Source organism: Caballeronia arationis (assembly GCF_001544975.2).
In the GTDB taxonomy this organism is placed as follows: Bacteria; Pseudomonadota; Gammaproteobacteria; order Burkholderiales; family Burkholderiaceae; genus Caballeronia; species Caballeronia arationis.
On the sequence record NZ_FCOG02000021.1, the window covers coordinates 81,104 to 93,222 of the forward strand.

A 12,119-nucleotide genomic window follows, 5' to 3' on the forward strand; every position below is an offset into this window, starting at 1 on the left:
ATTGTAATCCGTCACGTATCGCCATCTCATTAAGGACGCGACAAGTTTCGACGCGCGCGGCCGTGGCGCGGCTGGTGGCGCGGTCGTGGCGCCGTCGACTTAGAATACGGCACGCGCTCATCGTGGCAGCGCACGCTTCGAACCGGCAACATGACCCAACCGACACTCGGCATCGCCATCATCACCTACAACGCGGCGGCGCGGCTCGCCCAATGCCTCGCGGCCGTCTCCTTCGCGGACGATATCGTCGTGATCGACGGCGGCAGCACCGATGCGACTGCGGGCATCGCCGAAGCGCATCGCGCGCGCGTGATCGTCGAGCGCGAATGGCCGGGTTTCGGCCCGCAGAAGAACCGCGCGCTCGATGCGCTCGCGACCGACTGGGTGCTCTCGATCGACGCCGATGAAGTCGTGTCGCCGGAACTGGCGGCGTCGATCCGCGCCGCGATCGTCGACCCGCGCGCCGACGTCTATGCGGTCGACCGGCTGTCGAGCTTCTGCGGCGAGTGGATCCGGCACAGCGGCTGGTATCCCGACTGGATCCCGCGCCTGTTCAGGCGCGGCACGGCACGCTTCTCCGACGACCTGGTGCATGAGCGGCTCGTGCTTTCCACTGCGGCGCCGCTCGCGCGGCTCGAAGGCCGGCTGATGCACTATTCCTACGAAGACTTCGAGAGCGTGTTGCGCAAGCTCGACGCGTATTCGACCGCCGGCGCGCTGCAGCGCCATGCGGCGGGCAAGCGCGGCAGCTTCAGCATCGCGGTGGCGCGCGGGCTGTGGGCATTCCTGCGGACGTACTTCCTGCGACGCGGGTTTCTCGACGGCCGCTCGGGTTTCATGATCGCGATGTTCAATGCGCAGACCGTCTATTACCGGTTCCTGAAGCTCGCGCATCTGAACGCGTTCCGCTGATCCGCCGCCCGGTCAATAGACGATCTCGATCGAACTGCCAGCGAATTCGCCGCGCAACGCCGTGATGAGATCGTCGGTGGGCTTGACGCGCCAGGCGTCGCCGAGGCGCACTTCGCCTTCGGCGTGCTCGCTGCGATACACGATGCTCACGTTCAGTCCGTTCGGAATGTGCACCGGCTGGCGCTGCGGCCGGCCGCCGTCGCCACGCGGGCCGCGCGAAGGCACCGGGACCGGTGCGCTCGCCTGCTGCTCGGGCCCGGCGCAATGGGCTTCCAGCACGCGCTTGAGACGCAGCGCATCGGCGTTGCCGTTCATCTCGACCTTGACCGCCTGCGCGTAACGGCTGCGCGCGCGTTCGAGATCCATCGCGGATTCGACCGTGAAGCGGATGCCGCCCGTGAACGCGTCGTTGCGCGCCTGTCCCTGTACGACGAGCAGTTCGTCTTCCTTGAAGAGCGCCTTGTTCGCCTCGAACTGCTCGTTGAAGACAGTGACTTCGCACTGGCCGGAGCCGTCGTCGAGATTGACGATCAGCATCTTGCCGCGCTGGGTCATCTGCGTGCGCATCATCGTGATGACGCCCGCGACGAGCTTGTCGCGCCCTTCCTTCAACTCGCCGATCTTCTGCCGCACGAAGCGGCGCACTTCGCCCTTGTAGGCGTCAAAGAGATGCCCGGACAGGTAGAAGCCGAGCGCGGTCTTCTCTTCCTGCAGGCGCTTCTTGTCCGACCACACAGGTTCGTCGACGAGTTCGTGGCCCTGCTGCGGGCTGTCGCCCATGTCGAAGAGACCCGCCTGCATCGCATTGGCGGCGGCCTGATCGGCGGCCTCCATCGCGAGCGGCACCGACGCGATCAGTTGCGCCCGGTTCTCGTGCAGCGAATCGAACGCGCCCGCGCGGATCAGCGCTTCCACCGTGCGCCGGTTCACGACACGCCGGTCGATGCGGTCGCAGAAATCGAAGAGATCGGTGAACGCGCCGTCCGCGCGCGCGCGCAGGATTTCCTCGATCGCGTTCTGGCCGCTGCCCTTCACCGCGCCGAGACCATAGCGGATCGTCTTCGAGCGCTTGCCGTCGGCCTCCGCGACCGGCTCGAAGCGATACGCCGATTCGTTGATGTTCGGCGGCAGGACCGCCATGCCGTTCGTCAGGCAATCCTCGAAGAGAATCTTGACCTTGTCGGTATCGTCCATGGCGAGCGACATGTTGGCCGCCATGAATTCCGCCGGATGGTGCGCCTTCAGCCATGCGGTGTAGTACGCGAGGAGCGCATAGGCCGCCGCGTGCGACTTGTTGAAGCCGTAGCCCGCGAACTTCTCCATCAAGTCGAAGATCTCGTCGGCCTTTTCGGCCGTCAGGCCGTTCTTCGCCGCGCCCTGCCGGAACAGTTCGCGATGCTGCGCCATCTCCTCGGCCTTCTTCTTGCCCATCGCGCGACGCAGCAAGTCCGCGCCGCCGAGCGAGTAGCCGCCGATGATCTGCGCCATCTGCATCACCTGCTCCTGATAGACCATGATGCCGTAGGTCTCTTTCAGGACGGGCTCGACGCGCGGGTCCGGATACTCGACGATCTCGCGCCCGTGCTTGCGCGCGCAGAAGCTCGGGATCAGGTCCATCGGGCCCGGACGATACAGCGCGACGAGCGCGATGATGTCCTCGAAGCGGTCCGGCTGCGCGTCCTTCAGCATGCCCTGCATGCCGCGGCTTTCAAGCTGGAACACGGCGACGGTGTTCGCTTTCTTGAGAATCGAGAACGATGCCGGATCGTCGAGCGGCACCTGCGCGAGATTCCAGTTTTCCTTCGACGGATCGAGCCGGCGGATATAGCGCTCCGCCCAGTCGAGAATGGTGAGCGTGGTCAGGCCCAGAAAGTCGAACTTCACCAGCCCGACCGCTTCGACGTCGTCCTTGTCGTACTGGCTGACGACACCGCCGTCCTCGCCCTGCGTGTAGAGCGGGCAGAAATCGGTGAGCTTGCCGGGCGCGATCAGCACGCCGCCCGCGTGCATGCCGACGTTGCGCGTCAGCCCTTCCACGCGCTGCGCGAGTTCGAGCAGCTGATGTACTTCGTCTTCGTTGTCGAAGCGCTCCTGAAGCGCGGGCTCTTCCTTCATCGCGTCGGCGATGGTGACGTGCTTTCCCGGCTTGAACGGAATCAGCTTCGCGATGCCGTCGGTGAACATGTAACCGAGATCGAGCACACGGCCAATGTCGCGCACGGCCGCCTTCGCCGCCATCGTGCCGAAGGTCGCGATCTGCGAGACGGCATCCGCGCCGTATTTCTGCTTCACGTACTGGATGACGCGGTCGCGCCCTTCCTGGCAGAAGTCGATGTCGAAGTCGGGCATCGACACGCGTTCCGGGTTCAGGAAGCGCTCGAACAGCAGGTTGTAGCGCAGCGGGTCCAGATCGGTAATGCCGAGCGCATAGGCGACGAGCGAACCCGCGCCCGAACCGCGGCCCGGGCCGACCGGCACCCCGTTGTTCTTCGCCCACATGATGAAGTCCGCGACGATCAGGAAGTAGCCCGGGAAGCCCATCTTGATGATCGTGCCGCACTCGAAGTCGAGCCGCGCGTAATACGTTTCGCGCTGCTGCTCCCGCTCGGCTTCATCGGGATAAAGCTGCTCAAGGCGCACTTCCAGCCCATCCTTCGACAACTGCACGAGGTAGTCGTCGAGCGACATGCCGTCGGGCGTCGGAAAGAGCGGGAGCTTCGGCTTGCCGAGTTCGAGCGTCAGGTTGCAGCGCTTCGCGATCTCGACCGTGTTTGCGAGCGCCGAAGGAATATCAGCGAACAGCGCGCACATCTCGTCCTGTGTGCGGAAATACTGGTCGGTCGTGAAGCGCTTCTGGCGGCGCGGATTCGCGAGAATGTCGCCTTCCGAAATGCACACGCGCGCTTCGTGCGCGGTGAAATCGTCTGGGGTCATGTATTGCAGCGGATGCGTCGCGACGACCGGCAGCTTCAGCTTCGCCGCGAGCGCAACTGCCTGCTGCACGTAGGTTTCCGCTCCCGGCTGCCCGGCGCGCTGCAATTCCAGATAGAACGCGTTCGGAAAGAGCGCCGCCCAGCGTTCGGCGTTGCGCTCTGCGGCCTGGTCGTTGCCCGCGGCGAACGCCATGCCGATGTCGCCCTGCTGCGCGCCGGAAATCGCGAGCAGGCCCTCGGCGAGACCGCCTTCGAGCCATTCGAACTCGACTTCGGCGCGACCGCGATACTGGTTCGTGAGCCACGCGCGGCTCAGCAATTCGCACAGGTTGAGATAACCGACCTTGTCCCTGACGAGCAGGAGAAGGCGCGAAGGTTTGTCGCGGTCGGCGGGGTTCGTGATCCAGACATCGCACCCGGCGATGGGTTTGACCCCTTTGCCGCGCGCCTCCTTGTAGAAGCGCACGAGACCGAACGCGTTGCCGAGATCGGTGAGCGCGAGCGCGCCCTGACCGTCATTGGCCGCGGCTTTGACGACGTCGTCCAGACGCACGATGCCATCGGCAATCGAGAACTCGGAGTGGACGCGGAGATGAACGAAGCGAGGATCTGACATGGGCGATATTGTACATGCGCCTCTTCGCGAAATTCTCGCTCGCGCCCGCATTGGCTGTTCGGACAAGGCCGCGCTTTGTCTCAAAAACGTTGTCTCGGGAATGCGCGTCAGTTTGACCGATCGGCCGAGTCCGGCGGCGGCGCCGAATGCGGGATAATACGGGTTCCGCGATGTGTCGGAGCTCTCCGGCGGCGCCTGTAATCAAGCAACCTGAACATGAATATCCTCAATCTCTCCGCCTACAAATTCGTGACCATCGACGACAGCGCCGCGTGGCGCCCGCTCGTCACCGAACGATGCAACGCGCTCGGCCTGAAGGGCACGATTTTGCTGGCGCCGGAGGGCATCAACCTGTTTGTCGCGGGCGCGATCGAGAATGTGCGCGAATTCATCGACTACATTCGCGGCGACGCGCTTTTCGAAGGCAAGTTCGCCGACCTGCAATTCAAGGAAAGCCTTTCCGCGAAACAGCCGTTCCGCCGCATGCTGGTGAAGCTGAAGCGCGAAATCATCACGATGAAGAAGCCGGCGATCAAGCCGGAACTCGGCCGCGCGCCGTTCGTCGATGCCCCGACGCTCAAGGCGTGGCTCGACCGCGGCCATGATGACGAAGGCCGCCCCGTCGTCATGCTGGACACGCGCAATGCGTTCGAAGTCGACGTCGGCACGTTCGAGAACGCGCTCGATTTCCGCATCACGAAATTCAGCGAATTTCCGGAGGTGATCGAGCAGAATCGCGCCGATCTGGATGGTAAGACGGTCGTCTCGTTCTGCACGGGCGGCATTCGCTGCGAGAAAGCCGCCATCCACATGAAGGAAGTCGGCATCGACCACGTCTACCAGCTCGAAGGCGGCATCCTAAAGTATTTCGAGGAGGTCGGCGGCGCGCATTACAACGGCGAATGCTTCGTGTTCGACTACCGCACGGCGCTCAATCCGAATCTCGAGCCGACGGCCACGTCGCAATGCTTCGGCTGTCGCGCAGTGGTGAGCGCCGAGGAGCAGCAGTCGCCCCATTACGTGCCCGGCAAGACGTGCCCCGCCTGCCATCCGCAAGCCCGCAAGGTGTCGAAGGCGGCGTGAACGCGTACCGCGGACGATTCGCGCCCTCGCCGACCGGGCCTCTGCACATCGGCTCGCTAGTCGCCGCGCTGGCGAGTTTTCTGGATGCGCGCGCGCATCGCGGCGCATGGATCGTGCGGATCGAGGACGTCGACGGTCCGCGTACGGTAGCCGGCGCCGACGACGACATCCTCGCGACGCTCGCGCATCTGGGCATGCAACCGGACGGGCCGCCCGTCTGGCAAAGTCAGCGCCACGAAGCGTACGACGCGGCCTTCGAACGTCTGCTGGCAGCAGGTTTCGTTTATCCGTGCGGCTGCACGCGCCGCGAAATCGCGGATTCGCTTTTGAATACCCACACCCGTCACGCGACGCTCGCCTATCCCGGCACCTGCCGCGACGGCCTGCACGGCCGCGCGCCGCGCGCGTGGCGCCTGCGCGTGCCCGACGGCGATGCTGCGCGCGTGAGTTTCGTGGATCGCTGGCAGGGTTTGCAGTCGCAGGATCTCGCGACCGAAGTCGGCGATTTCGTGTTGAAGCGCGCGGATGGGCAGTGGGCGTATCAACTGGCGGTCGTCGTCGACGATGACGAGGCCGGCATCACGCATATCGTGCGCGGAGCCGATCTGCTCGATTCCACCGCGCGGCAGATTTATCTCCAGCAGTGCCTGGGCGTGGTGACGCCGCAGTATCTGCATGTGCCCGTCGTCACGAACGAGGACGGTGAAAAGCTCAGCAAACAGACCGGCGCACAGGCACTGGACCTGGACGATCCGGTCGCGACACTTGCCACAGCGGCCCGGCATCTGGAAATCGATGTCCACAGCGCGCTTTCGCTCGACGCCTTTTATTCGGCCGCGACCGCCGAGTGGGCGAAGCGCTTCGGACGGCGGCAATAAAAAAAGCGGCACCGCCTGCGCGCCGCCGCTTTTTCACTCGACCCCGAAAAAATCACGAAGACGTCGTCTTCCTCGGCATGCCCAGTCCGCCCAGCAACGCCGCCAGCGGCTGCTTCGGCGCGGCCTTGCGTTCGTGCTCGACCGCCTCGTCATGGCGCTTCACCGATGCCGGCGAAGGCTCGTATGGCTTCAGGAAGAATTCGTCGACCGGCTGCTGCCGCGCATGCGAGCGCTCGAACGACGTAGCGCGCCGACGACTGCCCGATTCCTCCCGCGCATGCCGGTGTTCGCCGCGCTCGGCGCGGACCGGCCGCTCGTCGCGTTCGCGGCGTCCGCCTTCACGGCGCGCCGGCGTCGTGACAGTCAGCGTCTCGACTTCGAGCGGACGCTTGATCAGCTTTTCGATGTCGGCGAGCTGCTTCTTCTCGTTCGCGCTGCACAGCGACAGCGCGTCGCCCGACGCGCCCGCGCGCCCCGTGCGGCCGATGCGGTGCACATAGTCTTCGGCACTAAACGGCAGATCGAAGTTGATCACGGCCGGCAGTTCGACGATGTCGAGCCCGCGCGCCGCGACATCGGTGGCGACGAGCGCCTCGATTTCGCCGCGCTTGAACGCGTCGAGCGCCTGCATGCGCTCGCCCTGGGTGCGGTCGCCGTGGATCGCCGTCGCGATGATGCCGTCGCGCTCCAGCACGCGCGCGAGCCGGCTCGCGCCGATCTTGCTGTTGCAGAACACGATCACCTGCTTGAGGTTGCGCTCGCGGATGAGTTGCGCGACCGCGCCCGACTTGTCGCTCTCGTGCACTTCGAACACGATCTGGCGCACGTTCGTGGCGGTCGAATTGCTGCGCGCGACTTCGATCGTCTGCGGATTGCGCAGGTAGGTCGCCGCGAGCTTCTTGATTTCGCCGGAGAACGTGGCGGAGAAGAGCAGTGTCTGACGTTCCTTCGGCAGCAGGTTCAGGATGCGCTGCAGGTCCGGCAGGAAGCCCATGTCGAGCATGCGGTCGGCTTCGTCGAGGACGAGCATCTGCACCTGGCCGAGATTGAGCGTCTTTTGCTGGACGTGGTCGAGGAGCCGCCCCGGTGTCGCGATCAGCACTTCGACGCCGCGCCTGAGCGCCTCGGACTGCGGATTCATGTCGACGCCGCCGAACACGACCGTGCTGCGCAGCGGCGTGTGCTTCGAATAGGCCTGCACGTTCGCGGCGACCTGGTCGGCGAGCTCGCGCGTCGGCGTGAGGATCAGCGCGCGCACCGGATGGCGTGCGGGCGATGCGCTCGTGTTCGCCTGCGGCAAAAGGCGCTGGATGATCGGCAGCGAGAAACTCGCGGTCTTGCCGGTGCCGGTCTGGGCCGCGCCCATCACGTCGCGCCCGGCGAGCACCACGGGAATCGCCTGCGCCTGGATCGGCGTGGGCGTCGTGTAGCCGGACTCGGTCACCGCCTTCAGGATGTCGGCGGCGAGCCCGAACTGGTCGAACGTGGGCGCGGCGGCGCTCCCCGGCGTTCCGGAGGCTTCGGGCACAGCGGCGGACGTGTTCGTGACGACGGAATCGGACATGGTGACTATCTGGCTTTCGCTAAAAATGCGCCAGAGGCGGCGCGTGAAGCGGTGAATATGCGTGAAATCCGCGTGAAATCTGTCGGCTGCGCGGCGGTTCGGTGCGCGGCAAAATGGGCGCCGGACGCTCCGGCGCGGATTTCGCGCCCTGGCGCCGGGAATTGTCGGGCTCGATGCATACGCGAAATGCACCGCGGACGTCGTTCGTGCCCCGCGCTGCACGCTGGCACGCGCTGCTGCTTCGGTATTGCCCGGCGCGCTTTCGGGTGCGCGTCATCACGAGCTTCGTGGCCGCGATCCATGGGATGTTGGCCCGGCGCGGGTCCGGCAGCAAACCCGAGCGCCGAAAGCCGCACATTGTAGCACTCCGTCCGCGACGGGTACGGCTCGCGCGCGGGCTTGCGCCACGGCCGACGCGCGGGCATCGGCCGCGTTTCACCCCTGTTTCGGCACGTCCTTCACAATCATGAGCCGCAGTTCGGTCATATCCTCGATTGCGTACCTGACGCCCTCGCGGCCGAGCCCGGAGTCCTTCACGCCGCCATACGGCATGTTGTCGACGCGAAACGACGGCACGTCGTTGATAACCACGCCGCCTACCTCCAGCGCGTCCCACGCACGGTTCGTATGCGCGAGGCTGTCGGTGAAGACGCCCGCCTGCAGCCCGAAATCGCTGTCGTTGACGGTTTTCAGCGCTTCCTCGAAGTCGGTGAATTTTTCAAGAATCGCGACCGGCCCGAACGCTTCCTTTCGGTACAGATCCTGATCGTGCTTCACATTTTCGAGCAGCGTCGCCTCGAACATCGCGCCCTCTACCTTGCCGCCCGCGACGATCGCCGCGCCGTTCTTCACGGCCGCTTCCATCCAGCCGGCGAGGCGCTTCGCCTCCGATTCCGAGATCATCGGTCCGACAAAAGTCTTTTCGTCCTTCGGATCGCCCATCCTGAGCGACTTCGTCTTCGCGATCAGCTTTTCGCGCAGCGCGTCGTAGAGACTGGCGTGCGCGATAATCCGCTGCACGCCGATGCAGCTTTGCCCCGACTGATAGAACGCGCCGAACGCGAGCCGGTCGACGACGTAGTCGAGCCGGCCGGCCTGATCACCGTCGACGATCGCCGCCGCGTTGCCGCCGAGTTCGAGGATCACCTTTTTCTTGCCCGCCTTCTTCTTCAGCTCCCAGCCGACGGCGGGCGACCCGGTGAACGACAGCAGGCGAAAACGCTCGTCGGTGGTGAAGAGATCGGCGCCGTCTCGATGCGCCGGCAGCACGGAAAACGCGCCCTTCGGCAGGTCGGTCTCCGCGAGAATCTCCGCCATGATGAGCGCGCCGACAGGCGTCCGGCTCGCGGGCTTCAGTACGAACGGACAGCCCGCGGCAATCGCGGGCGCCACCTTGTGCGCGGTCAGGTTGAGCGGAAAGTTGAACGGCGAGATGAACGAGCACGGCCCGATCGGCACGCGCTTGTAGTAACCGTGATATCCCGCCGCGCGCGGCGAAATCTCCAGGTTGATCATGCCGCCGTCGATACGCACGGACTCCTCGGCCGCCACCTTGAACGTGTCGATGAGCCGCGTCACCTCGCCCTTCGAATCGTTGATCGGCTTGCCCGCTTCGATGCACAACGCCATCGCGAGCTCGTCGTAGCGTTCGCGAAAGCGCTTCACGCAATGTTCGAGCACCGCCTGGCGCTTGAACGGCGCGAACGCGCGCAGCGCGGCCTGAGCGTCGACCGCGTGACCGATGGCGGCGTCGATCGCCTTCGCATCCGCCATCGCGACGCGCGTCGCGACTTCGCCGCTGAACTTGTCGGTGACTTCGAGATCGGTATTGGCCGCGACGGGCTCGTTCGCGAGATAGTACGGGTAAGTCTTCTGCAACATGGCATCGCTCCTTCAAAGCTGCGCCGCGAGTCGCTTGATCTCGCGGTTGAGCACGCGCTCGTTGTCCGAATAGTCGATGGGCACGTCGATTACATGCACGCCCGGGCTCGCGTAGCATTCGCGCAAAAGCGGCGCGAATGCCTCGGCCGATTCGACCCGGTGCCCCTTCGCGCCGTAACTCTCGGCATAGGCGACGAAATCGGGGTTTTTCAGCGTCATCCCGTAATCCGGGAAATTCATGTTCTCCTGCTTCCAGCGGATCATGCCGAACGCGTCGTCACGCAGAATGAGCACGACGAGGTCGAGTTTCAGCCGCACGGCCGTCTCCAGTTCCTGCGAATTCATCAGAAAGCCGCCGTCGCCGCACACGGCCATCACCTTGCGGTCCGGATGCACGATCTTCGTGGCTATGGCAGATGGCAGGCCCGCCCCCATCGACGCGAGCGCGTTGTCGAGCAGGAGCGAGTTCGGCTCGTGCGCGCGGTAGTAGCGCGCGAACCAGATCTTGTACATGCCGTTGTCAAGGCAGAGGATGCCGTCGACGGGCGTGGTGTCGTAAACGTCCTTCACGATACGCACCGGATAGAGCGGAAAGCGCGGATCGTTCTGGCCCTTCGCGAGCTGGTCCTCGAAGTGTTGCTTGATCTCCTTGAAGCGCGCGAAGTCCCAGTGTTCCTGGCGCTCGCGCAGCGATTCCTTCATCTGCCAGACCGCGTTGGCGATATCGCCGACCACCTCGATCTGCGGGAAATACACCGGATCGACCTGCGCGCCGAGAAAATTCACATGAATCACGGTCTTCTCGCCCGCGTCGCCGCTGCGCATGAAAAAGGGCGGCTTCTCGATCACGTCATGGCCGACGTTGATGATGCAATCGGCGTGATCGATCGCGCGGTGCACGAAATCGCCGTCGGAGAGGGTCGCGTTGCCGAGCCACATCGGATGCGACTCGTCGATCACGCCCTTGCCCATCTGCGTCGTGAAAAACGGAATGCCGATCTGGTCGACGAATTCGCGCAGCATCGTGCACGTCGTCTTGCGGTTGCCGCCCGCGCCGATCATCAAAAGCGGATGACGCGCGCTCGTGATCGCCTCGACGGCGCGCGCGACGGCCTTCTCCTCCGCGACGGGCCGCCGGCTGAAGCTCTTCGGGATCGGCTTGCCGTCGCCCTCCTCGTGCGCGACGTCTTCCGGCAGTTCAAGATGCACGGCGCCCGGGCGCTCTTCCTCGGCACGCCGGAACGCCTCGCGCACCGACGCAGGAATATTGCCGATCGACACCATCGAGCGCGTGTACTTGGTGAGCGGCTCCATCATGCGCACGACGTCGACGATCTGGAAGCTGCCCTGCTTGCTCGACTTGATCGGCTTCTGGCCCGTGATCATGAGCATCGGCATGCCGCCGAGTTGCGCGTATGCAGCGGCGGTCACGAAGTTGGTCGCGCCCGGGCCGAGCGTCGCGAGACAGACGCCGGTTTTCCCGGTCAGGCGCCCGTAGGTCGCGGCCATGAAGCCGGCGGCCTGCTCGTGGCGCGTGAGGACGAGCCGGATTTTCGAGCGCCGCAGCGATTCGAGCAGATCGAGATTTTCCTCGCCGGGAATGCCGAACACATATTCGACTTGTTCGGCTTCGAGGGCTTTCACGAACAGATCCGATGCTTTCATGGGCGGTCTCGGCTGGTTGACGTCGGGTCGGCATGGCGCGGCGCACGTCGGGCCGCGTGTCGAACTTGCGTTTGGAACATTACTCCGGATGCATGACGCGTGCAGGGAAAGTCCGGGCTTCGGGCGTCGCGGATGGGGACAAAAAAAACCGTTCCGAATCGCTTCGGAACGGTTTTTTCTGTCTTTCTGTCTTCCGGACCGGCGCGCGAAGCTTACTTGCCGCGCGCCTTGCAGTGGCCGATGATCGGCGGCGCGTTGGGTTCGCCCATGCCGCTGTAGAGGTTGCCTTCCTGCCCCTTGTTCCACCACGTGTACTGTTCTGCGACGTAGCGCGCACCCGAACCCGACATCACGTTCACGAACAACAGCTTGCGCCCGTCGACGGTCAAGAGCGCGAAGCTCTGCTTGTTCTTCGTGTTGACGTAGCGGACGGACAGGGTTTGTCGCCGTCGCAATCGTATTTGACGGTCTGCGACGAAGCTTCCTGCACCTGCGGCACGGTCAGCGGCTTCGCCCACGCGGTGTGCGCGAGCGCCGACGCGGCGAACGCCGCCAGGATGGTTTTCATCGTCGAGCCTCGATCTTCA

At 64.7% G+C, this 12,119-nt stretch carries 8 protein-coding genes; 3 read left to right on the forward strand and 5 right to left on the reverse strand.

Going from position 1 to position 12,119, the window contains the following annotated elements; translation table 11 throughout:
- Nucleotides 1-150: 150 nt before the first annotated feature.
- The gene (locus AWB81_RS15325) at nt 151-912 is read left to right on the forward strand and encodes a glycosyltransferase family 2 protein (RefSeq protein WP_062636727.1); all 762 of its coding nucleotides are present in this window, start codon (nt 151-153) and stop codon (nt 910-912) included.
- 12 nt (nt 913-924) lie between these two features.
- Here the strand turns inward: AWB81_RS15325 and dnaE are convergent, their stop codons facing one another.
- The gene (gene dnaE, locus AWB81_RS15330; protein WP_200822509.1) at nt 925-4,470 is read right to left on the reverse strand and encodes a DNA polymerase III subunit alpha; all 3,546 of its coding nucleotides are present in this window, start codon (nt 4,468-4,470) and stop codon (nt 925-927) included.
- A 207-nt stretch (nt 4,471-4,677) separates the two neighbouring features.
- On the opposite strand from dnaE, the gene AWB81_RS15335 reads away from it, so the two are divergent.
- Entirely contained in the window at nt 4,678-5,544 is an 867-nt protein-coding gene (locus AWB81_RS15335) for a sulfurtransferase (protein ID WP_062636732.1), read from the forward strand.
- Nucleotides 5,541-6,422, forward strand: a complete 882-nt coding sequence (gene gluQRS / locus AWB81_RS15340; protein WP_062636734.1) for a tRNA glutamyl-Q(34) synthetase GluQRS — start codon at nt 5,541-5,543, stop codon at nt 6,420-6,422. The genes AWB81_RS15335 and gluQRS overlap by 4 nt, the downstream gene beginning before the upstream one ends.
- Nucleotides 6,423-6,474: 52 nt before the next feature.
- On the opposite strand, the gene AWB81_RS15345 is transcribed toward gluQRS, so the two are convergent.
- The 4 genes from AWB81_RS15345 to AWB81_RS15365 all read right to left on the reverse strand — a co-directional run bounded on the left by AWB81_RS15345 (nt 6,475) and on the right by AWB81_RS15365 (nt 11,987).
- A complete protein-coding gene (locus AWB81_RS15345; RefSeq protein WP_062636736.1) occupies nt 6,475-7,986 on the reverse strand; it encodes a DEAD/DEAH box helicase in 1,512 nt (503 codons plus the stop codon).
- Between the two features lie 435 nt (nt 7,987-8,421).
- Complete coding sequence (locus AWB81_RS15355) at nt 8,422-9,867, reverse strand: aldehyde dehydrogenase family protein (RefSeq protein WP_062636740.1); 1,446 nt, start codon at nt 9,865-9,867, stop codon at nt 8,422-8,424.
- Nucleotides 9,868-9,879: 12 nt separating this feature from the next.
- Nucleotides 9,880-11,532 (reverse strand): acetolactate synthase large subunit, encoded by a 1,653-nt coding sequence (locus AWB81_RS15360; RefSeq protein ID WP_062636743.1) that lies wholly within the window; start codon nt 11,530-11,532, stop codon nt 9,880-9,882.
- Nucleotides 11,533-11,744: 212 nt separating this feature from the next.
- Nucleotides 11,745-11,987: an MliC family protein gene (locus AWB81_RS15365; RefSeq protein WP_235025809.1), complete on the reverse strand. Its 243-nt coding sequence runs from the start codon at nt 11,985-11,987 to the stop codon at nt 11,745-11,747.
- Nucleotides 11,988-12,119 lie beyond the last annotated feature (132 nt).